Genomic DNA, 25,976 nt, shown 5'->3' with positions numbered 1-25,976 from the left:
AGCGCTGCCGGCATTGCCGGGAAAGATGGAGCGATGGAATGAGAAGGACGCGGGCCTGCGGCAAGACTGTCCTCACACTCCCCTGCCGCGGTGCGGGCGGCTGCCGGCGTCTCATGCGCCAGTCGTGGACACAGCCTATGCCATGTTTAAGAAATTTGACAAGCGGGGATCGCAAGATTGATCGCGCTAGAACGATCGTCTGTGGTTTGCGCGCCTCAGCAAGGAAAATGCCGCGTTGCGGCAAGCCGGCGTTTAAGACATCAAACACTTGGAGAAAAAAACGATGCAAAGCTCCAGCGCGCTCAACGGCCGCAAGCGCAGCAGGACGACGCGCCCGGCTGCCGCCTTTCGACGAACAGGCTGTTGCCGGGCAGCTTCTTCGCCTGCTTCTTGGCTTCAGCCGTCGCCGCGCCGATCTCGTGATGGCTCAGATACTGGCCCGCCCTCACCCGCACCACGCCCAGCGACAGCGTGGTCAGCGGCAGGAACACCGGCTCGCCGTTGCGCGAGGCCACCTCGAAGCCGCCCGCGCCACGGTGGGCGTCGGAAAAATGCTGCGCCGCCAGCTCGCCGAACTGCTCCAGCATCCGCCGCAGCCGGCATTCCCAGTCTTCCGACTGCATCAGCGCGACGAAATCATCGCCGCCGACATGGCCGACGAAGTCGCGCTCCTGATCCACGCCCTCCAGCAGCAGGTGGGCGACCAGCTCGATCAGGGCATCGCCGGCGGCGTAGCCGTACAAATCATTGAAGGGCTTGAAGTGGTCCAAATCCGCGTACACCACCACGAACGGGGTCCGTATCTCCAGCAGCCGGTCTATGGTCTCGTTGATCGGCACGTTGCCGGGCAGGCCGGTCAGCGGATTGGCGTAACGCGCGGCGGACAGCTGCAGCTCGGTGATCTTGCGCATCAGCGCGAAGCCGGTGCCCATGCCCAGATAGCGGCCGTTCTCGGCGATGATGAAGCCGTCCACCAGATAGCGCTGCTCGGCCGCCACCACCAGGCTGGACAGCTCGTGCACGGTCAGATCGGCGCTGACCACCAGCGGCTGCTTGTCCATCATCAGTTGGCAGGGCTTCTTGCCGTACAGCTCGCGGTTGAACGGCTTGGCGAAGCTTTCCAGCAGATGGTGGCGGCGCAGCAGGCCCACCGGCACGCCGCCCTGCACCACCGGGATGGCGAAGCAGGCCGGATCGTCGGCGAAGCGGCGGTAGGCGGTTTCGTTCGGCACGCCGGCCTCCAGCGGCTCCACCTCCAGCAGCAGATCGCGCGCCAGCGGCTGGTTGCGCAGGCCGTGGCGGCGGCCGCCGAACCACGGCAGCGCGGCCGCCTGCAGCGGAATCTCGCGCGTCGGCGCCGCCTGCGGCCGGGCCAGCAGATAGCCCTGGCCGTAACGCACGCCCAGCCGGCACAGCGTGCGCAGCTCGGCCGCGGACTCGATCCCCTCCGCCACCAGCAGCGCGCCGGACTGGCGGGCGATGTCCGCCATCGAGCGGACGAACTGCTCTTTCAAGGGATCGAGATGGATGTTCTGCACGAAATGCTTGTCCAGCTTGACGAAGTCCGGCCTCAGCTCCGACCACAGCCTGAGGTTGGAAAAGCCCTCGCCCAGATCGTCCAGCGCGATGCGCAGGCCGTCGCCGCGATGCCGGGCGGTCACCTCGCGCAAGGCCAGGTAGCCGCCATTGGGGCGGGTTTCGGTCAGCTCAAGGATCACCCGCTTGGCATCCAGGCCGATGCGGGCCAGGAAGGACTGCAGCGCGCCGGGACGGGACTCCTCGGCCAGCAGCGTTTCGGGATTGATGTTGACGAACAGCAGGCCGGGCAGCTCCAGCTCGGCGAAGCGCTCGGCGCAGGCGCGCAGGCAGGCCAGATCCAGCGACAGCAGCATCTGGCAGCGCTCCGCCGCCTCGAACAGCATCATCGGCGAGTGCAGCGTGCTGTCGGACGGGCCGCGTATCAGCCCTTCGTAACCCAGGATGCCGCCCGCCTCCAGATCGACGATGGGTTGGAACACCGGCTGAAGCCGGCGCTGTCCGATGATCTGCTCCAGTTCCCGGCACCACCCCGCCATCCCGGCCGGCGGGGATGGCTCGACGCAAGTTTGCATATTTCTCGACCGACTGCCTGAATTCCGCTCAACCTGGATAATCTACCGACAATAAATGTCATCGACATTACACTGGCGATTTGCGCCCGCCATCTGTTCAGCCGGGCGCGCCCGGTTCTAGAATGAATTAAGCACGACACCGCCCAGGACAGGAGCGCCCGCCATGCCGCATGCCCAGCTAGCCGGACATCAGATCTATTACGAGGAAAGCGGCCACGGCAGCCAGCCGCTGCTGCTGCTGAACGGCATCACCATGTCCACCGTGGGCTGGACGCTGATGATGCCGCTGCTGGAGCCGCATTTCCGGGTGATCCGCATGGACTTCCTCGGCCAGGGGCAGAGCGAGCATCCGCCGGGCGAGCTCTACGCGCTGGCCGAGCAGGCTGATCTGGCCGCCGCGCTGCTGGACTGGCTGCAACTGCCGCAGGTGTACGCGGCGGGCCTGTCCTACGGCGGCATGGTGGCGCAGCATCTGGCGCACCGCCATCCGGACCGGCTGAGCCGCCTGCTGCTGGCCGGCACGCTGGCCTGGGCCGATACAGTCAACCACCACATCGGCGACAGCTGGATCGCCGCCAACAGCCAGGGCGGCCTTGACCTGCGCTACCAGATCAGCGTGCCCTGGCTGTTTTCCAGCCGCTTTCTCGCCGGCAACGCCGCGATGCTGGACGATCTGAAGCTGCTGGCGGGCATGGTGGACTGGGACGCGGTGATCCGGCTGATCAACGGCGTCCGCCAGCACGACGCCCGCACCTGGCTGCCTCAATTGCAACTCCCGGTGCATATACTGGTCGGAGACGAAGACCGGCTGACGCCGCTGTACCAGGCGCGGCTGCTGCAGGAACTGATACCGGGCGCGGAGCTGGAAGTGCTGCCCGGCGCCGCCCACGTGCTGCACATCGAGGCCGTGGAAGCCTTTGCCCGCGCCATCGTCCGCTTCCGCCAGGGCTGAGGCGGCCAACCATTCTTAGACAAGGGGAAACATGATGAGCACCGACGCCGTAACGCTGAACGTGGACAAACGCGGCATCGCCACCGTCGCGCTGAACCGGCCGGGCCTGCACAACGCGCTGGACGACGAAACCATCAGCCTCCTGGCCGCCACGCTGGAAACGCTGGCCGAGGACTCGACCGTGCGCATGGTGGTGCTGACCGGCAGCGGCATCAGTTTCTCCGCCGGCCACGATCCGGAATGGCTGCGGCGGCTGTCGCAGTTTTCCGCCAACGAGCTGAACCGCTACGCGCAGCAGATCGCGCGGCTGCTGCACACGCTGGACACCCTGCCCCAGCCCACGCTGGCCAAGGTCCAGGGCTCGGCCTTCGGTCTGGGCGTGGCCATGGTCGCCTGTTGCGACATCGCCATCAGCGTATCCGAGGCGCTGTACAGCCTGGCCGACGTCAAATTCGGCCAGATTCCCGCGCTCACCGCGCCCTACCTGATCCGCGCCATCGGCGAACGCGCCACCCGCCGCTACAGCATCACCGCCGAACGCTTCAACGCCGGCAAGGCCAAACGGCTGGGACTGGTCCATCAGGTGGTGGAAAACGACGAGCTGGACGCCGCGGTGGAGCACATGGCGAGCCAGGTGCTGCTGAACAGCCCGGCGGCGATGCGCGCCACCAAGCACCTGATCGGCGAGATCGGCAAGCAGGAAATCACGCCCCAAGTGATGCAGCGCTGCATCGAGCACAGCCTGACCGTGCGGATGAGCGACGAGGGACGCGAAGGCATACGCGCGCTGATCGAGATGCGCAAACCCGGCTGGATGGACTAGAAGCTGGCCCGGCGGGCGGCGGCGATGCGACAATAGCCGCATTTACCGCTTCCGCCGCCATCATGTCCAATCACACATTCTTCTGGCACGACTACGAAACCTTCGGCGCCGTGCCGCGCCAGGACCGGCCGTCCCAGTTCGCCGGCATCCGCACCGACGCCGAGCTGAACGAGATCGGCGAGCCGGTGATGCTGTACTGCCGCCCCTCCCCCGATTATCTGCCCACGCTGCAGGCCTGCCTGCTGACCGGCATCACGCCCCAGTTGTGCCGCCAGCAAGGCGTGGCCGAGCATGAATTCGCCGGCGTGATCGAACGCGAACTAGCTACCCCTGCCACCATCGGCGTCGGCTACAACTCGCTGCGCTTCGATGACGAGGTGACCCGCTTCCTGTTCTGGCGCAACCTGATCGACCCCTACGCGCGCGAATGGCAAAACCACTGCGGCCGCTGGGACCTGCTGGACCTGGTGCGCGCCACTTACGCGCTGCGCCCCGAAGGCATCGTCTGGCCCAAGCATGAGGATGGCCGGACCAGCTTCAAGCTGGAACACCTGTCCGCCGCCAACGGCCTGGCGCACGAAGCGGCTCACGACGCGCTGTCCGACGTGCGCGCCACCATCGCGCTGGCGCGGCTGATCCGCCAGCGCCAGCCCAAGCTGTTCGACTACTATCTGACGCTGCGCAAGAAGGACGCGGTCAAGGTCCAACTATCTCCGCACGATCCCAAGCCGGTGCTGCACGTCTCCGGCATGTACGGCGTCGAGCGCGGTAATCTGGCCGTGGTATGGCCGCTGGCAGCCCACCCGACCAACGCCAACGAGGTGATCGTCTGGGACCTGGCCCACGACCCGGCCGAATTGCGCGGCCTCTCCGCCGACGACATCCGCCAGCGCATGTTCACCCGCGCCGACGAATTGCCCGAAGGCATGGCCCGGCTGCCGATCAAGACCATCCACATCAACAAGTCGCCGTTCGTGGTGGCCAATCTGAAGGCGCTGGGCGACGACAACGCCGCCCGCTGGGGCATGGACCTGGCCGCCATCCACCGCCACGCCGAAACCGCCCGCGCCTTGCCTGAGCTGTCGGCGCTGTGGCGCCGCGTCTACCAGCGCGAAGCCGGCGAACCGCAGGACGTGGACCAGAACCTGTACGGCGGCTTCGTTTCCAACAACGACCGCAAAGTGCTGCAAAAAATGCGCCGGCTGTCCGCCGGACAACTGGCCGGCGAAATAGCGCTGTTCGAAGACCCGCAACTGGCCGAACTGCTGTTCCGCTACCGCGCGCGCAACTTCCCGGACACCTTGTCCGGCGACGAGGCCAAGCGCTGGAAAGCCTGGTGCCAGAACCGGCTGACCCAGTCCTGGCCCGCCTTCCAGCAGGAATTGGCAGAGCTGCAGGCCGGCGAGCTGGCCGATGGACAGCGCAGCCTGCTGCAACAAGTGGCGGACTACGCCGCCAGTCTTCAGGCCAACCTGGCCTGATCCCCCGGCCGGCGTTCAGCCGGCTCCCCGTCGCTCCCGGTATTCTGTCAACCATACGCGTTTATGCGTATGAATTTATACTAGCAAATGAGCTAGAACGAATTGATATGCAAGTTCGACATACCTGCCGGGAGGCGCGCATGCTGCATCAATTCACCGTCCGACAGAAGCTGCTGGGAGGATTTTCGCTACTGATCCTCCTGCTCTGCGCCGTGGTTTTCGTCGCCTACAACAAGCTGCAAACCATCCAGAACAACATCACCGAGATCAAGGAAGACCGCTATCCCAAGATCATGCTGTCGCAGCGCATCGCGTTGAATCTGCTCTATATCAGCCGCGGCGTGCGCGATGGCGTGCTCGCCCGGGACCCGCAGAAAGTGGAGCGGCAGATCAGCAACGTGGAAAGCCTTCGTGCCGCCAACCGAGCCGATCTCGACAAGATGGAACCCATGCTGTCCACGCCGGAGGGACGCCAGCTATATGCCAAGATACGCGCGGCGCAGGATAGCCAGCGCCCGCTGTTCGACCCGCTCTACGCGCTGATGCGCAGCCACCAGGCAGACGCCGCGCGCGAGATGCTGGAGACCCAGTTCGCGCCGACCAACAACGCTTTCATCGCCGCGCTGCTGTCATTGCGCGACCGCCAGCAAGGCCGGCTGGACAAATCGATGCAAGAGGCAATGGAGTCCAGCCAGCAGGCGATCGCCATCCTGCTGGGCACCGCGCTGGTTTCGCTGCTGCTGGCGGTGGCCGTGGCCTTGACCATCTCCAACCTGATCACCTCGCCGCTGCGCCATTCGGCCGATCTGGTCCACCAGATCAAGCTGGGCGACCTCTCCGGCTTCAGCGAGCCGATACCGCCGGCCCGCGACGAGGCGATGCTGATCGCCCGCGACATCCAGGAAATGCGCGAAGAGCTGCGCCAGATGGTGCAGAGCATCCAGGACAACGCCCACCAGGTGTCCGACTCCGCCCGCGCTTTGTCCGGCATGGCGCAGCAGGTGGCCGACGGCGCCCAGACCCAGGCCGAGGCCACTACCTCGGCCGCCGCCTCGATCGAGCAACTGACGGTCAGCATCAACCAGGTGGCCGACAATTCCAGCGAGGCGTCGGAACAGGCCCAGGCGGCCGGTCAGCTGGCCAACCGCGGCGGCCACGAGGTGCTGGAGTCGGTGGGCAAGATACGCTTCGTCACCACCTCGGTGGACGAAACCGCCCGGCAGATGAACAGCCTGACCAAGGAAGTGCAGCAGATCGGCAATATCGTCACCGTGATCCGCGACGTCGCCGACCAGACCAATCTGCTGGCGCTGAACGCGGCGATCGAAGCCGCGCGCGCCGGCGAAACCGGCCGCGGCTTCGCGGTGGTGGCCGACGAGGTGAGGAAGCTGGCCGAACGCACCACTACCTCGGCCCAGGAAATCACCACGATGATAGGCTCGATCCAGCAAGGCGTCGGCCAGGTGGTGAGCAGCATGGGCCAGAGCCTGGACTGTGTGGAAGGCGTGTCCGGCACCGCCGAGCAGGCGTCGAACTCGATGCGGGAGATCGAAAGCAGCGCCGACACCATCATGCGCACGATACACAGCATCACCGGCGCGCTGACCGAGCAGCGCAGCACCAGCTTGAGCCTGGCGCAGGACATGGAGAAAGTGTCGCGAATGGCGGAGGAGAACAACGCCACCGTGCAGGAACTGGCCACCACCTCCAGCCAGCTGAGCACGCTGTCCGCCAATCTGCAAAGCGTGGCCACCCGTTTCCGCCTGTAGCGGGCAAGCCCATCTTCCCGGCTGCGTCTTCTTCCGGCGCAGCCGTTTGCTTGCGCGCGCCGCCGTGGCGCGCAACAAGCTGCCAACAATATTCATGCTCTTCGCTTATAATCGCGTCCATTTCCTCCACTCATCAAACCGAGCGTTCAATGGATCCGATCCTGCTGTTCCACTCCCTGATCATGGGCCTGGTCGAGGGCATCACCGAGTTCCTGCCCATTTCGTCCACCGGCCACCTGATCCTCACCGGCGACCTGCTGGGCTTTCTCGACAAGGAAAAACGCGACGTCTACGAGATCTTCATCCAGCTGGGCGCGATGCTGGCCGTGGTGTGGGAATACCGGCGCAAGATAGGCTCAACAATGGCCGGCGCCGTCCGTCCGGGCAATGAGCGCAACCTGCTGCTCGGCATCGTCATCGCTTTCATTCCGGCCGCCATCGCCGGCCTGCTGTTTTCCAAGCAGATCAAGGCGGTGTTGTTCAACCCGGTTTGCGTGGCCATCGCCTTCATCGTCGGCGGCTTGATCATCCTGTGGGCGGAAAAGCGCGAACACAAGGTGACAGTGGCTACCGTGGACGACCTGAGCCTCAAGGATGCGTTGAAAGTGGGCCTGTGCCAGTGCCTGGCGCTGATCCCCGGCACCAGCCGCTCCGGCGCCACCATCATCGGCGGCCTGTTCCTGGGCCTGTCGCGCAAGGCGGCCACCGAGTTCTCGTTCTTCCTCGGCATCCCGACCCTGGGCGCCGCCTCGCTGTACAGCCTCATCAAGCACCGCGACGCGCTGAGCGCCGACGACATCGGCGTATTCGCCGTCGGCTTCGCAGCGTCCTTCGTATTCGCCTTCCTCGCCATCCGCGCGCTGCTGCGCTTCATCTCGACGCACAGCTTTGCGGTATTCGCCTGGTATCGGATCGCCTTCGGCCTGATCGTGCTGGGCACCTGGTGGAGCGGCCTGGTCGAGTGGAGCGCCTGAGCGTCTGCAAGTCCTCTCAGAAACGGCCGCTGACCGCCGCGCCGGCATAGTCCAGGCAATCCACGACGCGCCGGCGCTGCACCTCGCCCAATTCGTGCAAGGCGAAATAACGCCAGGCTGAATGCTCGGCACTCAGCCTGGGCTCCGCGCCCGTCCGCGGTTCGCAGCGGAACACGAAAGCTTGCGAGTTGTAGGCGCGGTGATAATAGACGCCGCTCAGGTAACACGGCTCTACCTCCCATCCCAGCTCCTCCTGGCATTCGCGGACCACGCATTCATGGATGGTTTCGCCTGGTTCCAGCGCGCCTCCCGGCAGGCCCCAGGCTAGATCGCCATAAGTCGCCTTCAGCAGCAGCACCCGCCCTTCGGCATCAACCATCACCGCGCGGGCGCTGAGACGGAAAGTATCTTCGAACGCCATCGCCTATTGCTTTGCCTGGCGGCTCACACGCTCGAAGAACTCATAGATGCCGGTCTCGCTCATCCTGCGGGCATCGGCCAGCTCGCCGGCGCGCGTCGCGTAGATCACCTTGTTGTCCGGCGACAGCACCACCGCGGCGGGAATGCCCTTGGCGATCGGGTGCCCATACTCGGCGTCGATATCGAGGTTATGGTCGAAATTGCCGACGTCCACCTTCACCACCTTGAACTCCCGCGCCAGCAGCTCGGCGTTCTTGCCGCTGTTCAGCGCAGCGTCCAGCGCGCGGCAATCGGGGCACCAGTTGGCACCCAGAATCAGCAATACCGGCTGACGGCCTTGCTGCGCGGCCTCCAGCGTCCGGCTCAATGCCGCCCTGGCGTCGGCCTTTTCGTCGTATGGCAGGTCGCCCGCCAGCGCGGCGGCGCTTGAGAGCAGCAACGACAACACAATCAGCAGTTTCTTCATGGAGAGGCTCCGGGATCAGGCCAGGCGGGGTTGGCACAATACTTCGGTTTTGACGGAATGGGCGATGAAGCACTCGGCATGAGCGGCATGGTGCAGGCGCTCCAGATCCTCCTGCGTCGGCAGCTTGTCGCCGGAAAAAGACGTTCTGGGCTGCAGCGTCACCCGGGCCACCCAGGCCTTGCCGGCCGCGTTCTTGCCCATCTCGCCGACGGCGAGGTCATGGTATTCGTCGACGCGGAAACCGGCGCGCGCGGCGATGTCCAGAAACCACAGCATGTGGCAACTTGACAAGGAAGCGATGAAGGCCTCCTCGGGATCCACCGCGGCCGGATCCGAGTAGGGCGGCGACACCACCTCCGGCGCCGAAGAGCCCGGCACCTCGGCTCCGCCGTCGAACCTCAACACATGTTTGCGGCTGTAGCGGCGATCGAGGAAATCCTGCCCGCCGCGCCTCCAGATCACTTCCGCCTGATGCTGCGCCATCGCCTCCGCTCCTTGTCCGGTTGGTCAAGGCCGATGATAGCACGGCGATGACAAGGACATGACGATGCTCAGCGGTAGCAGGACGGCCGCTGCGCGTCGGGGCCCCACACCTCGTCCTGCTCTGCGCGCCAGCGGCGCAACGCGGTCAGGTCCAGATCAGCCGACAACAACTGGGCTTGCTCGCCGGCGACCGCCAGCAGATGGCCTCGCGCGTCGATCAGGCAGCTGGCGCCGTCGTATTGCGGCGCCGGGTAATTGCACAGCGCGACGGCGAAACGGTTTTCCAGCGCCCGGCCTCGCAGCTGCTGCAGGCGGACATCGCCCAGCTCGGCATCCTCGCGCATCGGGCAGGCATTCGGGACCAACGCCAGTTCCGCGCCCTGCCGCATCAAACTGCGGCCGGACTCGGGAAACTCGCGGTCGAAACAGATCATCGCGCCGATGCGCACGGTTTCGCCGCCCAACTCGACATCGGCGCAGACAAAGCCTTCGCCGCCTTGCAGCGCGGTCTCGGTGCCGTCGGTGAAATCGCAGATGTGGACCTTGTCGTATTGCAGCGCCACCGAGCCATCGGCGCCGTACAGGCGCAGCCGGTTGCGCAGCGCGCCGTCGCGGCGGGCGAGATAAGTGAAGCCGATGGCCAGCCCCAATCCGTCGGCCAACTGGGATATTTCGGCCAATATCGCTTCATCGTCGCCCCAGGCATGGGCGGCGTTCATCCGCTCCGGCGCGTAGCCGGTGGACCACATCTCGGGCAGCAGCAGCAAGTGCGCGCCATCCGCCGCCGCGGCCTCGCACCACTGCCTCAGCAGCGACAGGCGGCCGGATGGATCGTCCGGCGCGGGCTGCTGCGCCAGGGCCAGGCGGATCACGCTCATGCCAGCGCGATCCGCACGTAGATGGGCTGGTACGGCGCATCCTGGCTGACCTTGACCATGCCTTCCTTCACCAGCTCCAGCACGGCGATGAAGTTCACCACCAGGTGGGCGACGCCCTTGTCGACGTCGAACAGCTCTTCGAACGGCACATACTCCTTGCCATCCAGGTAGCGCAGGATCCAGCTCATCTGCTCGCGCACCGACAGCTCGTCCTTCTCCACCTTGTGATGGCGGCGGTGCTTGGCGCGGGACAGAATGGCCATCCAGGCCTGGCGCAGGTCGGCTGCGCCCACGTCCGGCAGCCGCTGCTCGGCCGATTGCTCGATCAGCACCGCCAGCCAGGCGAAGTCGCGCTCCGCCTGCGGAATCTTGTCCAGCTCCAGCGCCGCCAGCTTCATCTGCTCGTACTCCAGCAGCCGGCGCACCAGCTCGGCGCGCGGGTCGTCCGGCTCCCCGTCCTCGTCCAGCTGCGGCCGCGGCAGCAGCAGCCGCGACTTGATCTCGATCAGCAGCGCCGCCATCAGCAGATACTCGGCCGCCAGCTCTAGCCGGCCATGCTTCATCGCGTCGATGTAGGACATGTACTGGGCGGTGATTTCGGCCATCGGGATGTTGAGCACATCCAGGTTCTGCTTGCGGATCAGGTAGAGCAGCAGGTCGAGCGGGCCTTCAAAGCTCTCCAGGATCACCTGCAGCGCGTCGGGCGGGATGAACAGGTCCTGCGGCACCTCCAGCACCGGCTGGCCGAACACATGCGCGATCGGCACGCTGGGCGGCAGCTCGGGCGAGATCAGCTGGAAATCCGGCGCGGGGGAGTCGGGGGCATTCAAGGGTACGTCGCTCATGGCGACAAGGATACCAGCAAGCAGACGCGCGCCGGTTGAACTTTTGCCCGCTGCGGCGCACAAACCGGTTTCGACAGTGGGAGTCACGCCAGCGTGTCGCTACATCCATTGCCTGTTTTGCTCGGCCTGCTCTGCCTGCCGCTTTCCGCTTGCGGCCTGGACGGCGACGGCGCTTCCCACGCATCCGAACCGCGCCGTCTCTCGGCCAGTTCCGATCATTTCTGGCGCAAGCGCGAGATCGAGGAAGTCAGCCGCCGCATCATAGAAAAAGAGCTGGGCTATCCGGAAACCACCCGGCTGGTCGCCCAGGAAGACGGCAGCGGTTCGGGACAATACCGCTTCCGCCTGTCCGGCACCGCCCGCAGCGGCTGGAAAACCCATCCCGTCACCTTCAGCGTGGCGGGCGACCTGTCCAGCGGCCGCGTGCTCAGCATCCATTGCCACTCCGGCGAAGCCGGCCGGCAGGCCTGTTATCCGCCCAGGCACCTGGCGGCCTGGTCCTGACCTCAGGCCGGCTCGCCGGCCTGCGGCATGTCCACCGCGTCCTCCAGCCGGATCTCCATCAATTGGCAACTGCCGGTCTGCTGCAGCAGGCGTTGCGCCCGGACCAGCCATTCGCCGCCGTCCGCCCGCAACTGAAACGGCCGCAGCGCCTGGTATTGCCGCCCCGGCAGCACCAGCACCCCGCGGTGGCGGAAATGGCGCTCGGCCTGCAGCAGCAGGCCCGGCTCCAGCGGCGCGCCAGGGTGGCTGGTCACGGCGCAAGCCGCCACCGCCTGGGGCCGCTTGCCGACGAATTCCACCCCGCACTCCGCCGGCGCGTCGCCGCCGGGCAGGCTGATCCATCTCACCAGACCCAGCTGCCATTCGAAGCCGCGCCGCTTCAGCATCACCAGCGCGCCGGCCTGCAGCAGTCCCGGCGGACAATCGCCATACAGGCGCATGCCCGACGGGCTGAGATTGCCCAATAGCAGCTCGCCGGTCTCGACATCGTCCGGCAGGCGTCCTTCTTCGGCCAGCCGCCAGCAAGCGTCGAAGCCGCCCACCACAATCACCCGCTGGCCGTTGCGCTGATTGCGCCGCAGATGGCGGCGCTGCGGCGGCCGGCTCCACTCTTGTTCCAAACGTCCCAGCAACTGCCACTGCGCGGCGGAGAATTCGTCGGCGCGCGCGTGGGCGGCCGCCCGCAGGCGGCGGGCCACGTCGGCGGCGTCCACCCGCCAGTAGCCGCCGGCCGTCTCGGCCGCTGCGATGGCGGCGAAGCGGCCCGGGCTGTCCGCTTCCGCCGACACCAGCCAGCCCTCCACCTCAACGCCGCTCTTCGGCGGCCCCTCCAGGCGCAGCGCCTGGCCATGGCCCGCGATCCAGTCCAGAAGCAGCGATTGCCGCGCCGGATCCAGCCGGTTGCTGGAAGTGATGCCCAGCAGCAGCATCTGCCGGTAGCCGGCGCCCAGCGACGGTTGGCCGTCGATGGCGACCCGGCCCTCCCAGCCGCGGCGGCGCGCTTCGGCGAACAGCTGATGGCTGTCCTGCCAGAAGCCGGGAAACAACGGCGCGTATCCCAGCGCGTGGCCGCGCTGCAGCTGCCAGGCGCTGCCCAGCGCCAGCCCCAGCGCCTGGCGCAGCAAGCCGCCGTCGCTGAAGCGGCCGGCGCGGCGCGCGGCGCAGGCCTGGGCCAGCAGCTTGCAGGCTTCGTGCAGCTCGCGCCATAAGCCGCGCAAGGCGCGGTCGCTCTCCGTCCCTGCGCCGCGCCACATCAGCGGCAGGCAGGCCTCGAACAACGCCCTGAGCGCGTGCAGCCTGTCAGCCAGGCTCAGCGGCTGCTCATCCAGCCGTCTTAGAGGGCGGCGCAGCCTGTCGACATGCGCCTCGGCCGGCAAGCCGGGCTGCCATTGCAAGGCTTGTTGCAGCGCCTGCCGATCCAAGGCTTGCGGCCCGCCCGCCGGCAGGGTGTGGGATACGGTGAGTCTCAACATGATGACAATGACAAAGCTTCCGGGATCGGCATCTTAGCCTTCGCGCCGCCGGCCCGCGATCACGCGGCGCCGGCAATATTGCCAATCGCGGCCAGGATGTCGGCGCTGCCGCAGACGCGGCAATACTCGCCGTCCAGATTGGCCAGGCTCATCGCGTGCACCTCATCGGCGCCGCGATGGCGGCCGCGCCAGTCGGTCTTGTCGAAAGCGAAACAGGCATCCTCCGCCAGCCAGACGGAAAAACCCAGATTGCCGGCCATCCGCGCGGTCGCCTCCACCGAGTTGCTGGTGCTGACGCCCGCCAGCACCAGCTCCAGCCAGCCTTTTTCCCGCAGCAAGGACTCCAGTCCGGTGCCGATGAAAGCGCTGTTGGTCTGCTTGCCGATCACCGTCTCGCCGGGCCGCGGCGCGGCCTCCGGCTTGAACGCATGGCCGGGCTGGCCCGGCCGGTAAGTGGAGTCCGGCTCGACAGAGTCATGGCGAATATGGATCAACGGCAAGCCGCGCTCGCGCCACGCAGCCAGCAGGCCGGCGCACACTCGCTCCGCCTGGGGGTTGTTTCGCGGGCCCCAGCCGGAATGGTCGACCGCCTGCTGCATGTCGATCAGCAGCAACAGCGGCGTGGCAGTGGCGAATCGCAGCGGCGAGGGCATGAGATGGCCTTCCAAATGAAAATGGCATCATGCCACGCGCCGGAAAACTGCGCACTACCGGCTCAGGAATCCCAGTATTCGCCGGGCAGATAGTCGCTGAAATACCATTGCTGGCCTTCCAGGTCGCGCACCAGATAGCCGAGGGCGCCGTAGTCCTCGCCTTTCAGCGCTTGCACGATCTCGGCGCCCTGCGCCCTGGCCCTCTCGTAATGCGCGGCCGGGTCTTCCACGTAAACGCACAAGGCCTGAGCCAGGCCGGGCAGGCCGCCCGCGCCGATCCACCGCTGCTCCGGCTTGGGGCTGGACACCATGATCACCGCATTGCCGAGGCTCAGTTCCGAGTGATGCACCCGGCCATCCTCGATCACCGCGAAGCGGCGTTGGAAGCCGAACACCCGTTCCAGCCATACCATCGCCGCCGCCGCGTCGTCGTAGCACAGGCAGGGATACACGCCCGGCAACGCTCTCGTCTCGCCCATCGCCTTCTCCTGGTTCGATTGCGGGGAATCCCATATTAGGACAATGGCAATAAAAAAACCGCCCTGCGAAAGGGCGGTTCATTTTCGGGATCTATGCGGACAGGCTCAGGCCGACAGCTCCAGCATCAGCTTGTTGATGCGCTTGACGAAGGAGGCCGGGTCTTCCAGCTTGCCGCCTTCGGCCAGCAGCGCCTGGTCGTACAGCACCTGGGCCAGATCGGCGGCGCGAGCCTCGTCGGCTTCGCCGGCCAGCTTCTTCACCAGCACATGCTCCGGATTGATCTCCAGCGTCGGCTTGCTGCCTTCCACCTTCTGGCCGGCGGCCTTCAGCATCCGCTCCAGGTGGGCGCTCATGTCATGCTCGCCCGCGACCAGGCAGGCGGGGCTTTCGGTCAGACGGGCGGTGGCGCGCACTTCCTTCACCTGCTCGCCCAGCGCCTTCAGCACTTTTTCCACCACCGGCTTGGACGCTTCCTCCACCTGCTTCTGCGCTTCCTTGTCGGCCTCGTCCTCCAGCGCGCCCAGATCCAGCGCGCCCTTGGCGACCGATTGCAGCGCCTTGCCGTCGAATTCGAACAGCGAGCCGGTGACCCACTCGTCGACGCGGTCGGTCAAGAGCAGCACTTCCACGCCCTTCTTCTTGAATACTTCCAGGTGCGGACTGTTCTTGGCGGCGGCCAGCGTGTCGGCGGTGATGTAGTAGATCTTGTCCTGGCCTTCCTTCATCCGGCCGATGTAATCGGCCAGCGATACGGTCGGCTCCGCGCCTTCCGACGCAGTGGAGACGAAGCGCAGCAGCTTGGCGATGCGTTCCTTGTTGGCGAAGTCCTCGCCCACGCCCTCCTTCAGCACCTGGCCGAACTCCTTCCAGAAGGCGGCGTACTTCTCCGGCTGGTTGGCCGACAGGTCTTCCAGCAGGCCCAGCACCTTCTTCACGCAGCCGGCGCGGATGGCGTCAATGTCCTTGCTCTCCTGCAGAATCTCGCGCGACACGTTCAGCGGCAGGTCGTTGCTGTCGATGACGCCGCGCACGAAGCGCAGGTAGTGCGGCATCAGTTTTTCCGTGTCTTCCATGATGAAGACGCGGCGCACGTACAGCTTCACGCCCTGCTTGCGCTCGCGGTCGTACAGGTCGAACGGCGCGCGCGACGGGATGTACAACAGCTCGGTGTACTCCTGGCGGCCCTCGACGCGGGCGTGGCTCCAGGCCAGCGGGTCGGTGAAGTCGTGGGCGACGTGCTTGTAGAATTCCTGATACTGCTCTTCGGTGATGTCGCTCTTGGAGCGGGTCCACAGCGCGGATGCGGAGTTGACCGCCTCCAGCTCGTCGCTGACCACCACTTCGCCGTCCTCGCCGTAGCCGCTGCCCTTTTTCATCTCGATCGGGATGGAGATGTGGTCGGAGTACTTGCGGACGATGCCCTTCAGCTTCCAATCGTTGAGCAGCTCGTCCTCGCCCTCTTTCAGGTGCAGGACGATCACGGTGCCGCGCTCGGCCTTTTCCACGCTCTCCAGCGTGTACTCGCCCTCGCCCTGCGACTCCCAGCGCACCGCATCGGCCTCGCCTGCGCGGCGGGTGGTCAGCGTCACCTTGTCGGCGACGATGAAGGCGGAATAGAAGCCTACGCCGAACTGGCCGATCAAGTGGGCGTCCTTCTTCTCGTCGCCGGACAGCTGCTCGAAGAAGGACTTGGTGCCGGACTTGGCGATGGTGCCGATGTGGGACACCACTTCGTCGCGGCTCATGCCGATGCCGTTGTCGGCGATGGTGACGGTGCGGGCGTCCTTGTCAAAGGCGATGCGGATCTTCAGCTCGGGATCGTTCTCGAACAGCTCCGGCTTGGCCAGGCCCTCGAAGCGCAGCTTGTCGGCCGCGTCCGACGCATTGGAGATCAGCTCACGCAGGAAGATTTCCTTGTTGGAATACAAGGAGTGGATCATCAGCTTCAGCAGCTGTTTGACTTCGGTCTGAAAACCCAGGGTTTCTTTCTGTGCACTCATGGTCGTCAATGTTATTGAGGTTGGCGATAGCGGGCAGATGGCGGCTTTCAGCCGCATTTCAAGTAGCCGGAATGCAAAAAGCCCTGTCGAGCGACAGGGCTTTCTTCGTCAATGGAAACCGATCAGGACTCGGTCTGGCCATCCTGCTGCGGCGCGGCTTCCGCCACGGCGGGAACCGCGTCGACCGCTGCCGGAGCGGCGGCCTCTACCGGCGCCGTCTCGGCTTCGGCGGCCGGGGCGTTCTTCGGCTGCATCTGCAGCTCGGCGGCGCGCTTCTCCTCGGCGCTCACCTCGCCTTGCGGCTTGCCGTTCAGGTCGAAACGCTTGCCGCCGCGTGCCAGCGACTTCAGGTAGCGCGGCTTGCGGCAATGGTTGGCCACCACGCGGGAAATCAGGGCCGGATCGAACTGCGACAACGCCGCGATCAGGCTCTCGTGAATGCCGAGCGCCAACGGCCGGAACTGGCGAAACACGTCAAACTTGCCGTAGATGTGGTCCGCGATCATCTCGGTCTGCTTTTTCTTGGACAAGCTTTGGACTGCAGACTTGAGAGCAGCACCGAGTGCCGTTTCAGTATTTGGCTTCATGAACTTCAATCTAGATCCGTTGATGCAAAGACAGCGCATGCTGCCCAATCAAGAGGCGTGGTGCAACCGGCCACTTGTCCAGTTAGACGACGGCGTCGCCAGGATGTGAATTTTAATCCAGCAAGATGAACGCCGCCATCTGCCCGCATAGGGACAAAACGGTTTCCGCGGCCGGATTGCTGATGGTGCCCCGGGCCGGGGTCGAACCGGCACAGCCGAAGCCGAGGGATTTTAAGTCCCTTGTGTCTACCAATTTCACCACCGGGGCAGCAGCAAAGCGGGCAATTGTAGCCCAGCGCAACGCGGGCTGACAATGCATTTTAAATATCGCATCCCAGGCAGTGCAGGATGATCACCCGCCGCTTGCGAATCGGCCGATTATTCAGCTTATTTCGTCTTGATATGATTTAGCAGCGCGTTTTATCAGCGGCAACGATTTGATTTTAAAGCATTGCCTGCCAATGAGACGCTGCACTTTAACGGCAATGGCCAGAGCTGTCAACGCTGCGGCAGGCAAATGCCCATCGGCGGCAATGCGCCGCGCATAAAATCATCTCGATTAACAATGGATGTTATGCAAATGACGACTAAATAGCTGTTTTTCCGGTCAATATCTTAGGTATATGGGCGTTATCAATAACCCTCCGATAAAAACGCCTTGGTGATGCCTATCAAATACTGACGAATTTCACCACACTTCCGCATTGAATCATTATCAATATATTTACTCGCCTCCTTATTCATTTCAGCCTAGGCGATACAGAATCAGCGCCCGGGCCGATTCCGGCACAGCTGCCGCCGCCAAATGCCCGCTCCCGGCAAAGCCCCTCCCCCGCGTAATGCGAGCCCCTCTCGCCCTCTCGCCCACCCCGCCACTGACATGGTTCCCCTGCCGGCCTGCGCCGGCCGCTTTCTAAACTGGCCTCCAATCACAGCAGCGCGCCGGCCATGCCGGCCCGCATCCATTTGCGGAGAAACCACATGCAAGCATTGGGCAAGGGCGCGCACGGCCAGGAGGTGCGGGAATTGCAAATCCGTCTCAACAGCCAGGGCTCCAGGCTGGAGGTGGATGGATGGTATGGAACGGCCACGGAACAAGCGGTGGCCCGGCTGCAACGCCGCGCCGGCCTGGTGGTCAACGGCGTGGCCGGCGACGCCACGCAGGCGGCGCTGCGCGGCCTGCGCGATCCGCGTCGGCTTCGCGAGGCGGATCTGCTCGATGCCGCCGACCGCCTGCGCTTGCCGCCCCCCAGCCTGAAGGCTTTCTGCGAGACCGAGGCGGAAGACGGCGGCTTCCTGCCCGACGGCAGCGCGCGCATCCTGCTGGAGCGCCATATCGCCTATCGCCAAGCCTTGAAGGCCGGCCTGGACGCCAATCGCCTCGCCAGCCGCCATCCCGAGCTGTGCAAGCCCATACGCGGCGGCTATCAAAGCCCATCCGCGGAATGGGAGCGTTTCCGGCGGCTGGCCGCCGTGGCGGGGGAAACGGTCGCCGTCGAGTCCTGCCTCTGGGGACTGTACCGATTGCCCGGCTTCCTCTGGCAGGAGCTGGGCTATGCCGACGCCCGGTCGTTTCGGACGGAAATGGAGAGGGACGAGGCCCGCCAGCTGGACGGCCTGGTCCGGCTGTTGGGCGCGCGCCCCGCCTTGCTGCAAACCCTTCGCGAACGCCGCTGGCGCGCGACGGCGCGCATCCGGCAGGGCCCCGCCTGGCTGGACAGCCTGTACGACGCCCGCCTGGCCGCCGCCCATGACAGGGCGAGGAGGCTGGCATGACGCCGTACGCGCCGCTCCGGCTCGCCGCCGCCGCGCTCGCCTTGCTGTTTCCGCTGCAGCTGCTCGACCTGCAGTTCGGCCGCAGCGCGGCGCTGCAAACCCAAATCGCGCAATTGCAGTTGCGCGAGCAACAGTTGCTGACCATCAATCAGCAACAGGCGCAGCAGCTGGCCATCCAGGATCTGGACATGAAGCTGCTGGCGTCGGCTCAGCGCGAACTGGCGGACGAAACCCGACGCCTGCTGCGATCTCGCCATTGAGTCATTCGTCTGCCGGCGAGCGCAGCAAGCTGGACGGCTGCCGCCCCAGCACCCGCAGGAAGCTGCGGCGCATGCGCTCCGCGTCGCCGAAGCCGCACAGCCGGGCCACCTTCTGAATGGAACGCTCGCCGCTTTCCAGCGCGGCGCGCGCGGCCTCCACCCTCAGTTGCTCCACCGCCTTTGCCGGCGGCATGCCCACCTCGGACTGGAACAGCCGCGAGAAATGGCGCGGACTCAGGCAGCAAAATCCAGCCAACGACTCCACGTCCCAAGCCCCATCCAAGCTCCGCCGCACCTGGTCCAACAAAGCCGCGAAGCGTCCGTCCGGCCGCTGCATCTCCAGCAGCGACGAAAACTGCGACTGCCCGCCCGGGCGGCGGTAATACACCACCAGCCGCTGCGCGCAACGCCGGGCGATCTCCTCGCCCATGTCTTCCGCCACCAAGGCCAGCGCCACATCGATGCCGGCGCTGACCCCGGCCGCGGTCCAGATGTTGCCCTGGCGGATGAAGATGCGGTCAGTATCCAGCGCCACCGCCGGATAGCGGCGAGAGAATTCCCCGCTATGCGCCCAATGGGTGGTCGCGCGCCGGCCATCCAGCAAGCCGGCCTCCGCCAGCAGGAAAGCGCCGGTGCAAACGCTGACCACGCGCCGGGAAGCCGATGCGCAACGCCGCAGGTAGGCCAGCGTCTCCCCGCAGCCCAGCGCGGAAGGCGCGCCCTCCCCGCCGGCCACCAGCACCGTGTCCGGCGCCGGCATCGCGGACAGCGGCCGGCTGTCCAGCGCGATGCCTGAGGAGCTGCGCGCCGCGCCGCCGGCCACGGTCAGCGGCGTCAGCCGGTACGCGCCCGGCCGATAGCGGAGCGCGCATTCAAAAACGGAGATCGGCCCCGCCGCGTCCAATAGCTGAAAACCGTCGAACAACAGGATGGCGATGTCTCGCGTCATGGCATGAAAAGTTGGAATTTAGTCATTTGCGCCACAGCATAGCCGGCCGATGATTGCGGGGTCAATCACCGCCGGGAGGCATCATGAACCACCCCTATACCATCGTTTTCGCGCTGTATCCGGGCGTCACCCAACTGGACTTCACCGGTCCGCTGGAATTCCTGAGCAAGCTCCCACGGGCCCGTTGCCTGCTGGCCTCCAGCCGGGGCGGCGACATCCGCGCCGACGGCGGCGTCGTCTTCGCTGACATCGCCCGGCTGGCCGACATCGAACGCTGCGACCTGCTGTGCGTCCCCGGCGGACTGGGCACCATGGAAGCAATGGAGGATGCCGAGCTGCTGGAACAGCTGCGCCGCCTCGCCGCCGGCGCCGATTACCTCAGCTCGGTCTGCACCGGCTCCTTGCTGCTTGGCGCGGCCGGCCTGCTCAAAGGCCGCCGCGCCGCCTGCCACTGGGCCTGGCTGGACAGCCTGGCGGCCTTCGGCGCCCATCCCTGCCCGGACCGGGTGGTGGTGGATGGAAAACTGTTCAGCGGCGGCGGCGTCACCGCCGGCATAGACATGGCGCTGACCCTGATGGCGGAAATCGCCGGCCCCGAGTTCGCGCAGACGGTGCAGCTGACGCTGGAATACGCGCCGGCGCCGCCGTTCGCCTCCGGCCGGCCGGAACTGGCCAGCCCGGAAGTGCTGGCCGCTGCGCGGCGGCGGATCGACCAAGTCCGCGATCGGCGCGAAAAAGCGGTGATACGCGCCGCCTCGAGCCTGTGAAAGAGGAAAAACTGTCCAAGAGGCTGACCGACGCCGCCTCGCCAGCGGCTACACCTAGAGCATGAAGCCCCATCCCGGCGCAGATTCCCGGCATCCCGGCGCGATCCGCGCTCCTCCACGCGAGGTGAACGATGAGCCTGTATGCCGAACTGGTCAGACACGCGGCGGACCAATACCGCGCCCAGCTGGACGCGCTCTACGCGCGGCAGCACATCATCCAGCAGGCCGACCGGATCGCCGGTCTGCTGAGCAAGGCAGGCCTTCCCGCCCGGGCGCAGGCCGACGAGCAATTCATGCCCTATGTCGAGCTGTCGCTGGCCGAGGAGCTGCTAAGCATGCGGCAAGCCGTGCTGAGCTACGTCTGCAATGTACTGGAATGCCATCTGGAGGGCGGCGCGGGCGCCGGCGGGCGAGACTGTTACCGGATACTGCCGGCCGCGGATTCGCCGGAACAAATCCGCCTGATGCTGGTGGTGACCGGCAGCTGATCCAGCATCCAAGCGCGCGGCGGGAATCTCGCCCGCCACGCCCTGCCGCGCGTCAAAGCGTCTGGAAGTAGAGGCGGTAGTCGCCCTGCCCGAACAGCATGGCCATGCTGGTCAGGTTGCTGTTGGCCGGTATGTCCACCAGATTCAGCACCGGGATCGAATCGAAGCCGTACTCGTATTGATTCGTTTGCCGGTTGTAGGCGAACTGATAGAAGGTATCGACGCTGCCCACCTTGAACGCGTACAGGCGGTAAGCGTTGCCGTCGAACAGCATGGACCAGCGATGCCAGTCGGTATCGTTCGGGGCCTTCGCCACGTTGAGCGTGGGAATCGAGTTGTAGCCGTATTCATAGCGGCTGGTTTCCCGATTGAAGCCGAACTGGTACAGCACCGTCGGCGCGCCCAGCCGGCGCAGATACAGCCGATAGGTCTTGGTGCCGCTGTCGTACAGCATCGCCAGGCTGCTGGCGTCGGCATCGGCCGGCGCGCCGGTGATCAGCAGCTCCTTGATCGAGTTGTAGCCGAACTCGTACGCTCCGCTCGCCGGGTTGAACGCGGCCTGGTAAAGCGTGTTGGCGCTGCTGCCCTTGAAGAAATACATCCGGTAATACTCGCCGTCGTTCAGCATCGCCCAGCGCAGCCAATTGGTATCGGCGGGCATATTGACGACGGGCATGTTGGGAATGGATCCGCCATAGGCGAATTTGTAGGTGCTGGTGCCGGGAACGTAAGCGAACTGGTTGACCGAGGCCATGGCGTTTTCCTCCTGAGGTTGCACTGCCGCGAACCCGCCTCTGCGGCGGATACCGGAACTCCCCCTCGGCGCGATGAGCCCATTCGGCGCAGGATGCCGGGCAACAGGCCGGCGATGCTTCGGCATGCCGGCCTGATGAATCTAAACTATGACTGTCCTTGTATGAAAAAATTATAAACGCATAAAATTCGGCCAACCCTGATCAAAAGAACAGTCATAATGGCGGCCAACAAGCGCCCGCCAGATCACGGCCTCCCGGCATGCGCCAACGACGGATCCAACGCCGACAAGATCCGATAAGCCGCCCGGACGCGTTCGGCATTGGGGTAGTTGCGGTTGGCCAGCATCACAATGCCCACCTTGCGCGCCGGCACGAACAGCACGTAAGCGCCGAAACCGTTGGTGGAGCCAGTCTTGTTCAGCAGCATGTCCGCGCCTGCCTGGCGAGGCGGATTCAGCCACGCCACCTGCTGCGGCTGGAATGCGATCTCGTTAGAATTGCCCGCCAGCAAACGCTCAAGGCTGAGCGGGTAGCGATAGCCCTCCCAACCCAGGCCCTGATGCAGATCGCCAACCCGGTAATAAGCAGCGTGGCTGGCATCCATGGCTCGCCGCAACGCCGGCTCCGTCCGCCCGGACATGTTGATCGCCAGGTATTTCAGCATGTCGGCCGCGCTGGATTTGATGCCGTAAGCCTCCGCGTCGAGCGCCCCCGGCCCTACCCGCACCGGCTTGCCCGCCTTGGAATAGCCCCAGGCGTAGCGCGATTGCTCCGCCGCCGGAACGTGGATGAAGGTATGGCTCAAACCCAGCTTGGGCAACAGCCCCCGCTGCATCGCCTCATCGAAAGGCTGGCCCAGGCTGCGGGCGGCAAGATGCCCGAACAAGCCGATGCTGGGATTGGAGTACAGACGCCTCGCGCCCGGCGCGTAACCCGGCTTCCAGGCGCGGTAATAGCCCAGCATCGAAGATTGATCGGCGACCGCATCCGGAAACTGCAGCGGCAGGCCGCCGGCGCTGTAAGTGGCGAGTTGCAACAAGGAAATGCGGTCGAAAGCGCTGCCCTTGAGCTCGGGCTGGTAGCGGCTGGCCTTGTCATCCAGCGACAGCTTGCCCTGCGCCAGCGCGTACGCGCCCAGGATGCCGGTGAAGGTCTTGCTGATCGAGCCCAGCTCGAACAGGGTGTCCTGGGTCACGGCCTGGCCGCTCTCCCGGGAGGCGACGCCATAGTTGAAGTAGCGGGCTTCGCCGTTTGCCAGCACCGCCACCGCCATGCCGGGAATGTCGTTGGCCTTCATCAGCGGCGGAATCACCGCTTCCACCGCCTTGCCGAGGTCGGCGCCGCCGCCGTCATTGGCGGCCAAAGCCGCAGCCGGAACAAGGGAAAGGCAGCCGAGCACGCCTGCCAAGGTTCGAAATTTCAGGGATCGCATCATCGCGGAACTCCGGTGCGGGGACATGGCGGCCGACGCGGCCTCTCCGCGCGGCGCTTGGTCCCGATTGGGAAAGCCCCGCCAAGTTACAAACCGCGGCGGCCAGCGTAAACCGCAAGAAACGTAACATCCGTAACCGTTAATGGACTGTAAACAAAATGCCGGCGCTGGCGGCCTTTCGTCTCATGGATGGCCCGCTTCCTCATCCTCGGGCACCCGTCCGGCATACTTGCTCAGCAGCGCGTCGAGAATCGCCGACGACTCCGCATCCGGCTCCCCGTCATAGCGAGCGGGCCGGAAGTGCATCTGGAATGCCGCGATGACGGCCCGCGTTTCGGCATCCCATGCCCCGCTTTCCGGCGCATCGTAGCCATAGGCCGTCAAACGCTCCTGCCAATCCGACGCGTCCGTCGGCAGCCGGCGGGACAGAAAACGGCGGACATCGTTCTCGTCGGGCCAGGCGCCGACGCCAAACTCCCGGTACAGCCTCTCCCAGGGAAACTTCGGCCCCGGATCCACCTTGCGGCCCGGCGAAATGTCGGCATGCCCGACGACGTTGCGCGGCGGGATCCGGTGGCGGGCCATGATGTCGGCCGCCAGCCTGCCCACCAGGGCGATCTGGGCGTCGTCAAACGCCACCCAGTCCCGCAACGTCGGCGGCCAGTCGTCCTGCTGCGGCGACGGATAGCCGCGGTTGACGATCTCCACGCCTATCGAGCTGCCGTTCACATAGCGCTCGCCGCGCCAATAGCTGTCGCCGGCATGCCAGGCCCGCCTCTTCTCCGGCACCAGCCTCAGAACCGCGGGCTTCGCGGCCAGGGTTGCGGCATCCGGCACCAGGTAATGGGCGCTGGCCCGGTACTGCGCGTCCGTCAGCAGCTTGAGCGAAGCCGCAAAGTCCTCCGCCGTATAATGGAGCACCAGGGTGCGGACGCGGGAATCCTGGTTGGCCGACGCATGCGATTCATCGATCCAGAGCGCCCCCGTTTCTCCCTGCGCCCTTACGGCCGGAGCCGCCAGCAGCGCGCCGCCTGCGGCGATCATCCCGGTCCGGCACAAAAACTGTCTGCGATTCGCCATTCTTTTCCCTTCCGCCCTCCGGCGCGTGATGCGATATGTCCTGTCCGGTCAGACCGCCCGCTCCGCGCGGAAATCCCGATCAAGCCGCGCGCGGCATATCGCCTTTCCTGCTGATGAATGATGAAGAAAGGAAAAACCATCGAGCCTGGCAATTTCAAGTGTATGGGATGAAAAAGAAAAACCCCGTAAATCCTTGGATTTACGGGGTTATATCTGGAGGCGGGGGTCGGAATCGAACCGGCGTAGACGGATTTGCAATCCGCTGCATAACCACTTTGCTACCCCGCCGTTAACCGGCGAATCGACCAGATTATATCTGATCAATCTGAATTTTGGAGCGGGAAACGAGGCTCGAACTCGCGACCTCAACCTTGGCAAGGTTGCGCTCTACCAACTGAGCTATTCCCGCAATGCAAATTGTTTCAAGTCTGATGCTGGAGCGGGAAACGAGGCTCGAACTCGCGACCTCAACCTTGGCAAGGTTGCGCTCTACCAACTGAGCTATTCCCGCATTGCAGACTGTTTCAAACTATTTTTGGAGCGGGAAACGAGGCTCGAACTCGCGACCTCAACCTTGGCAAGGTTGCGCTCTACCAACTGAGCTATTCCCGCATCACAAATTTTTTCAAGCTACTGGAGCGGGAAACGAGGCTCGAACTCGCGACCTCAACCTTGGCAAGGTTGCGCTCTACCAACTGAGCTATTCCCGCATCACAAATTGTTTCAAGCTACTGGAGCGGGAAACGAGGCTCGAACTCGCGACCTCAACCTTGGCAAGGTTGCGCTCTACCAACTGAGCTATTCCCGCGCTGCGTAACTTGCTACAACGCTTTGCTTAATCTCGCTGCTGCTTCGTCAGCGGCGGCGAGAGACTGCGAATTATAGAGATTTGCTTGAGGCTGTCAACACTCAAACGTCTATTTTTTTACCCGCGAACTCTTTGGCAGCCATCTGCAAGTAATAAACCATTGACCACAAAGTCAATATGACGGCGACGTACATGGAAAAATTTCCCAAGCCGCGGGCATCCAGCCCCGGCAGCAACTCGCCGTCGTACAGCAGCAGCGTGATCGCCAGCATTTGGGCGGCGGTTTTCAGCTTGCCGATATAGGCGACGGCCACGCTGCTGCGGCTGCCCATGCCGGCCATCCACTCGCGCAGCGCCGAAATGGTGATCTCGCGGCCGATGATGATCATCGCCATCCAGCCCTCGGCGCGGCCCATCTGCACCAGCAGGATCAGCGCGGCGGCGACGATCAGCTTGTCCGCCACCGGATCGAGAAAGGCGCCGAAGGCCGAGGTCTGCCCCAGCTTGCGCGCCAGATAGCCATCCAGCCAGTCGGTGGCGGCCGCCAATGCGAAAATGCCGGCCCCCACGATATTGCGGCTGTGCAGCAGCAGAATGGAGTCCGGCAGGAAGAACACCGCCACGCAGATGGGGATCAGGGCGACCCTGAGCCAAGTCAGTAATATCGGCAAATTGAAGGGCATTGGTCTTGGTCTTGTCGCTTCAGGCTCGTCAACAACGCCGGCCGGCGCCCCGAGCCTGGATCAGGGACGCCCGCCGTTTT

The 25,976-nt window shown here is 65.0% G+C and carries 26 protein-coding genes and 7 tRNA genes; 10 read left to right on the top strand and 23 right to left on the bottom strand.

Going from position 1 to position 25,976, the window contains the following annotated elements; all coding sequences use genetic code 11:
* Window positions 1–302: 302 nt before the first annotated feature.
* Entirely contained in the window at window positions 303–2,111 is a 1,809-nt protein-coding gene (locus BKX93_RS19605) for a GGDEF domain-containing protein (RefSeq protein WP_070980977.1), read from the bottom strand.
* A 163-nt stretch (window positions 2,112–2,274) separates the two neighbouring features.
* On the opposite strand from BKX93_RS19605, the gene BKX93_RS19600 reads away from it, so the two are divergent.
* The 5 genes from BKX93_RS19600 (at window position 2,275) to BKX93_RS19580 (ending at window position 8,110) form a co-directional block, all read left to right on the top strand.
* Window positions 2,275–3,063: an alpha/beta fold hydrolase gene (locus BKX93_RS19600; RefSeq protein WP_046168697.1), complete on the top strand. Its 789-nt coding sequence runs from the start codon at window positions 2,275–2,277 to the stop codon at window positions 3,061–3,063.
* 34 nt (window positions 3,064–3,097) lie between these two features.
* A complete protein-coding gene (locus tag BKX93_RS19595) occupies window positions 3,098–3,886 on the top strand; it encodes an enoyl-CoA hydratase-related protein (protein WP_046157102.1) in 789 nt (262 codons plus the stop codon).
* Between the two features lie 62 nt (window positions 3,887–3,948).
* Complete coding sequence (gene sbcB, locus BKX93_RS19590) at window positions 3,949–5,367, top strand: exodeoxyribonuclease I (RefSeq protein WP_070980976.1); 1,419 nt, start codon at window positions 3,949–3,951, stop codon at window positions 5,365–5,367.
* 140 nt (window positions 5,368–5,507) lie between these two features.
* Entirely contained in the window at window positions 5,508–7,136 is a 1,629-nt protein-coding gene (locus tag BKX93_RS19585; RefSeq protein WP_052717696.1) for a methyl-accepting chemotaxis protein, read from the top strand.
* A gap of 149 nt (window positions 7,137–7,285) precedes the next feature.
* On the top strand, window positions 7,286–8,110 hold the full coding sequence (locus BKX93_RS19580) for an undecaprenyl-diphosphate phosphatase (RefSeq protein WP_046168699.1): 825 nt from the start codon (window positions 7,286–7,288) through the stop codon (window positions 8,108–8,110).
* A gap of 16 nt (window positions 8,111–8,126) precedes the next feature.
* On the opposite strand, the gene BKX93_RS19575 is transcribed toward BKX93_RS19580, so the two are convergent.
* The 5 genes from BKX93_RS19575 to BKX93_RS19555 all read right to left on the bottom strand — a co-directional run bounded on the left by BKX93_RS19575 (window position 8,127) and on the right by BKX93_RS19555 (window position 11,202).
* Window positions 8,127–8,531 (bottom strand): NUDIX hydrolase, encoded by a 405-nt coding sequence (locus tag BKX93_RS19575; RefSeq protein WP_070980974.1) that lies wholly within the window; start codon window positions 8,529–8,531, stop codon window positions 8,127–8,129.
* Window positions 8,532–8,534: 3 nt separating this feature from the next.
* Window positions 8,535–8,996: a thioredoxin family protein gene (locus tag BKX93_RS19570; RefSeq protein WP_070980973.1), complete on the bottom strand. Its 462-nt coding sequence runs from the start codon at window positions 8,994–8,996 to the stop codon at window positions 8,535–8,537.
* A gap of 15 nt (window positions 8,997–9,011) precedes the next feature.
* Window positions 9,012–9,479 carry an OsmC family protein gene (locus BKX93_RS19565; RefSeq protein ID WP_046168702.1) on the bottom strand — a complete coding sequence of 156 codons (468 nt, stop codon included), beginning with the start codon at window positions 9,477–9,479 and terminating at the stop codon, window positions 9,012–9,014.
* A 68-nt stretch (window positions 9,480–9,547) separates the two neighbouring features.
* The gene (locus tag BKX93_RS19560; RefSeq protein ID WP_070980971.1) at window positions 9,548–10,357 is read right to left on the bottom strand and encodes a carbon-nitrogen hydrolase family protein; all 810 of its coding nucleotides are present in this window, start codon (window positions 10,355–10,357) and stop codon (window positions 9,548–9,550) included.
* The gene (locus BKX93_RS19555; RefSeq protein ID WP_046157108.1) at window positions 10,354–11,202 is read right to left on the bottom strand and encodes a segregation and condensation protein A; all 849 of its coding nucleotides are present in this window, start codon (window positions 11,200–11,202) and stop codon (window positions 10,354–10,356) included. The genes BKX93_RS19560 and BKX93_RS19555 overlap by 4 nt, the downstream gene beginning before the upstream one ends.
* 93 nt (window positions 11,203–11,295) lie before the next feature.
* On the opposite strand from BKX93_RS19555, the gene BKX93_RS19550 reads away from it, so the two are divergent.
* Window positions 11,296–11,706 (top strand): hypothetical protein, encoded by a 411-nt coding sequence (locus BKX93_RS19550; RefSeq protein WP_144408920.1) that lies wholly within the window; start codon window positions 11,296–11,298, stop codon window positions 11,704–11,706.
* Between the two features lie 2 nt (window positions 11,707–11,708).
* Here BKX93_RS19550 and BKX93_RS19545 read toward each other — a convergent pair whose 3' ends face one another.
* From BKX93_RS19545 to BKX93_RS19520, 6 genes are all read right to left on the bottom strand, one after another.
* On the bottom strand, window positions 11,709–13,178 hold the full coding sequence (locus BKX93_RS19545) for a hypothetical protein (RefSeq protein ID WP_046168704.1): 1,470 nt from the start codon (window positions 13,176–13,178) through the stop codon (window positions 11,709–11,711).
* A gap of 59 nt (window positions 13,179–13,237) precedes the next feature.
* Window positions 13,238–13,831, bottom strand: coding sequence for a cysteine hydrolase family protein (locus tag BKX93_RS19540; protein ID WP_046168705.1), 594 nt, complete (start codon window positions 13,829–13,831; stop codon window positions 13,238–13,240).
* Between the two features lie 62 nt (window positions 13,832–13,893).
* Entirely contained in the window at window positions 13,894–14,310 is a 417-nt protein-coding gene (locus BKX93_RS19535) for a VOC family protein (protein WP_046168706.1), read from the bottom strand.
* A gap of 105 nt (window positions 14,311–14,415) precedes the next feature.
* Window positions 14,416–16,311, bottom strand: a complete 1,896-nt coding sequence (gene htpG, locus BKX93_RS19530; protein ID WP_070980969.1) for a molecular chaperone HtpG — start codon at window positions 16,309–16,311, stop codon at window positions 14,416–14,418.
* A gap of 122 nt (window positions 16,312–16,433) precedes the next feature.
* Window positions 16,434–16,898 carry a ProQ/FINO family protein gene (locus BKX93_RS19525; RefSeq protein ID WP_046157114.1) on the bottom strand — a complete coding sequence of 155 codons (465 nt, stop codon included), beginning with the start codon at window positions 16,896–16,898 and terminating at the stop codon, window positions 16,434–16,436.
* A 183-nt stretch (window positions 16,899–17,081) separates the two neighbouring features.
* Window positions 17,082–17,166: transfer RNA gene (locus BKX93_RS19520), tRNA-Leu, on the bottom strand.
* Between the two features lie 713 nt (window positions 17,167–17,879).
* On the opposite strand from BKX93_RS19520, the gene BKX93_RS19515 reads away from it, so the two are divergent.
* A complete protein-coding gene (locus BKX93_RS19515) occupies window positions 17,880–18,674 on the top strand; it encodes an N-acetylmuramidase domain-containing protein (protein ID WP_046168708.1) in 795 nt (264 codons plus the stop codon).
* A complete protein-coding gene (locus BKX93_RS19510; RefSeq protein ID WP_046168709.1) occupies window positions 18,671–18,934 on the top strand; it encodes a hypothetical protein in 264 nt (87 codons plus the stop codon). The genes BKX93_RS19515 and BKX93_RS19510 overlap by 4 nt, the downstream gene beginning before the upstream one ends.
* A gap of 1 nt (window position 18,935) precedes the next feature.
* Here BKX93_RS19510 and BKX93_RS19505 read toward each other — a convergent pair whose 3' ends face one another.
* Window positions 18,936–19,883, bottom strand: coding sequence for a GlxA family transcriptional regulator (locus BKX93_RS19505; RefSeq protein ID WP_070980967.1), 948 nt, complete (start codon window positions 19,881–19,883; stop codon window positions 18,936–18,938).
* A gap of 83 nt (window positions 19,884–19,966) precedes the next feature.
* Here BKX93_RS19505 and BKX93_RS19500 point away from each other — a divergent pair, with 83 nt between their 5' ends.
* Both BKX93_RS19500 and BKX93_RS19495 read left to right on the top strand, forming a co-directional pair.
* Window positions 19,967–20,650 carry a DJ-1/PfpI family protein gene (locus BKX93_RS19500; protein WP_046167444.1) on the top strand — a complete coding sequence of 228 codons (684 nt, stop codon included), beginning with the start codon at window positions 19,967–19,969 and terminating at the stop codon, window positions 20,648–20,650.
* A 131-nt stretch (window positions 20,651–20,781) separates the two neighbouring features.
* Window positions 20,782–21,138 (top strand): hypothetical protein, encoded by a 357-nt coding sequence (locus tag BKX93_RS19495; protein ID WP_046157119.1) that lies wholly within the window; start codon window positions 20,782–20,784, stop codon window positions 21,136–21,138.
* 52 nt (window positions 21,139–21,190) lie between these two features.
* On the opposite strand, the gene BKX93_RS19490 is transcribed toward BKX93_RS19495, so the two are convergent.
* The 10 genes from BKX93_RS19490 to pgsA form a co-directional block, all read right to left on the bottom strand.
* Window positions 21,191–21,892, bottom strand: a complete 702-nt coding sequence (locus BKX93_RS19490) for a hypothetical protein (protein WP_046157120.1) — start codon at window positions 21,890–21,892, stop codon at window positions 21,191–21,193.
* 245 nt (window positions 21,893–22,137) lie between these two features.
* Window positions 22,138–23,325, bottom strand: a complete 1,188-nt coding sequence (ampC, locus tag BKX93_RS19485; RefSeq protein ID WP_083340704.1) for a class C beta-lactamase — start codon at window positions 23,323–23,325, stop codon at window positions 22,138–22,140.
* 183 nt (window positions 23,326–23,508) lie between these two features.
* Complete coding sequence (locus BKX93_RS19480) at window positions 23,509–24,405, bottom strand: N-acetylmuramoyl-L-alanine amidase (RefSeq protein ID WP_046157121.1); 897 nt, start codon at window positions 24,403–24,405, stop codon at window positions 23,509–23,511.
* A 214-nt stretch (window positions 24,406–24,619) separates the two neighbouring features.
* A tRNA-Cys gene (locus tag BKX93_RS19475) sits at window positions 24,620–24,693 on the bottom strand.
* 45 nt (window positions 24,694–24,738) lie between these two features.
* Window positions 24,739–24,814 (bottom strand) — tRNA-Gly (locus BKX93_RS19470).
* A 26-nt stretch (window positions 24,815–24,840) separates the two neighbouring features.
* A tRNA-Gly gene (locus BKX93_RS19465) sits at window positions 24,841–24,916 on the bottom strand.
* Between the two features lie 25 nt (window positions 24,917–24,941).
* A tRNA-Gly gene (locus BKX93_RS19460) sits at window positions 24,942–25,017 on the bottom strand.
* A gap of 22 nt (window positions 25,018–25,039) precedes the next feature.
* Window positions 25,040–25,115: transfer RNA gene (locus BKX93_RS19455), tRNA-Gly, on the bottom strand.
* A 22-nt stretch (window positions 25,116–25,137) separates the two neighbouring features.
* Window positions 25,138–25,213 (bottom strand) — tRNA-Gly (locus BKX93_RS19450).
* 101 nt (window positions 25,214–25,314) lie between these two features.
* On the bottom strand, window positions 25,315–25,896 hold the full coding sequence (gene pgsA / locus BKX93_RS19445) for a CDP-diacylglycerol--glycerol-3-phosphate 3-phosphatidyltransferase (protein WP_021477010.1): 582 nt from the start codon (window positions 25,894–25,896) through the stop codon (window positions 25,315–25,317).
* Window positions 25,897–25,976: the final 80 nt, after the last annotated feature.

The organism is Chromobacterium vaccinii (genome assembly GCF_001855275.1).
GTDB classification, from domain to species: domain Bacteria; phylum Pseudomonadota; class Gammaproteobacteria; order Burkholderiales; family Chromobacteriaceae; genus Chromobacterium; species Chromobacterium vaccinii.
This window is presented reverse-complemented; position numbering and strand designations above follow the sequence as displayed.

Coding starts and splice junctions, on each gene's coding strand:
- BKX93_RS19540 (WP_046168705.1), bottom strand. CDS start 13,831: ATGCCCTCGCCGCTGCGATTCGCCACTGCCACGCCGCTGTTGCTGCTG.
- pgsA (WP_021477010.1), bottom strand. CDS start 25,896: ATGCCCTTCAATTTGCCGATATTACTGACTTGGCTCAGGGTCGCCCTG.
- BKX93_RS19585 (WP_052717696.1), top strand. CDS start 5,508: ATGCTGCATCAATTCACCGTCCGACAGAAGCTGCTGGGAGGATTTTCG.
- BKX93_RS19575 (WP_070980974.1), bottom strand. CDS start 8,531: ATGGCGTTCGAAGATACTTTCCGTCTCAGCGCCCGCGCGGTGATGGTT.
- BKX93_RS19580 (WP_046168699.1), top strand. CDS start 7,286: ATGGATCCGATCCTGCTGTTCCACTCCCTGATCATGGGCCTGGTCGAG.
- BKX93_RS19545 (WP_046168704.1), bottom strand. CDS start 13,178: ATGTTGAGACTCACCGTATCCCACACCCTGCCGGCGGGCGGGCCGCAA.
- BKX93_RS19560 (WP_070980971.1), bottom strand. CDS start 10,357: ATGAGCGTGATCCGCCTGGCCCTGGCGCAGCAGCCCGCGCCGGACGAT.
- BKX93_RS19555 (WP_046157108.1), bottom strand. CDS start 11,202: ATGAGCGACGTACCCTTGAATGCCCCCGACTCCCCCGCGCCGGATTTC.
- ampC (WP_083340704.1), bottom strand. CDS start 23,325: ATGCGATCCCTGAAATTTCGAACCTTGGCAGGCGTGCTCGGCTGCCTT.
- BKX93_RS19505 (WP_070980967.1), bottom strand. CDS start 19,883: ATGACGCGAGACATCGCCATCCTGTTGTTCGACGGTTTTCAGCTATTG.
- BKX93_RS19535 (WP_046168706.1), bottom strand. CDS start 14,310: ATGGGCGAGACGAGAGCGTTGCCGGGCGTGTATCCCTGCCTGTGCTAC.
- BKX93_RS19510 (WP_046168709.1), top strand. CDS start 18,671: ATGACGCCGTACGCGCCGCTCCGGCTCGCCGCCGCCGCGCTCGCCTTG.
- BKX93_RS19525 (WP_046157114.1), bottom strand. CDS start 16,898: ATGAAGCCAAATACTGAAACGGCACTCGGTGCTGCTCTCAAGTCTGCA.
- BKX93_RS19495 (WP_046157119.1), top strand. CDS start 20,782: ATGAGCCTGTATGCCGAACTGGTCAGACACGCGGCGGACCAATACCGC.
- BKX93_RS19595 (WP_046157102.1), top strand. CDS start 3,098: ATGAGCACCGACGCCGTAACGCTGAACGTGGACAAACGCGGCATCGCC.
- BKX93_RS19500 (WP_046167444.1), top strand. CDS start 19,967: ATGAACCACCCCTATACCATCGTTTTCGCGCTGTATCCGGGCGTCACC.
- BKX93_RS19605 (WP_070980977.1), bottom strand. CDS start 2,111: ATGCAAACTTGCGTCGAGCCATCCCCGCCGGCCGGGATGGCGGGGTGG.
- BKX93_RS19480 (WP_046157121.1), bottom strand. CDS start 24,405: ATGGCGAATCGCAGACAGTTTTTGTGCCGGACCGGGATGATCGCCGCA.
- BKX93_RS19490 (WP_046157120.1), bottom strand. CDS start 21,892: ATGGCCTCGGTCAACCAGTTCGCTTACGTTCCCGGCACCAGCACCTAC.
- BKX93_RS19515 (WP_046168708.1), top strand. CDS start 17,880: ATGCAAGCATTGGGCAAGGGCGCGCACGGCCAGGAGGTGCGGGAATTG.
- BKX93_RS19600 (WP_046168697.1), top strand. CDS start 2,275: ATGCCGCATGCCCAGCTAGCCGGACATCAGATCTATTACGAGGAAAGC.
- BKX93_RS19565 (WP_046168702.1), bottom strand. CDS start 9,479: ATGGCGCAGCATCAGGCGGAAGTGATCTGGAGGCGCGGCGGGCAGGAT.
- htpG (WP_070980969.1), bottom strand. CDS start 16,311: ATGAGTGCACAGAAAGAAACCCTGGGTTTTCAGACCGAAGTCAAACAG.
- BKX93_RS19570 (WP_070980973.1), bottom strand. CDS start 8,996: ATGAAGAAACTGCTGATTGTGTTGTCGTTGCTGCTCTCAAGCGCCGCC.
- sbcB (WP_070980976.1), top strand. CDS start 3,949: ATGTCCAATCACACATTCTTCTGGCACGACTACGAAACCTTCGGCGCC.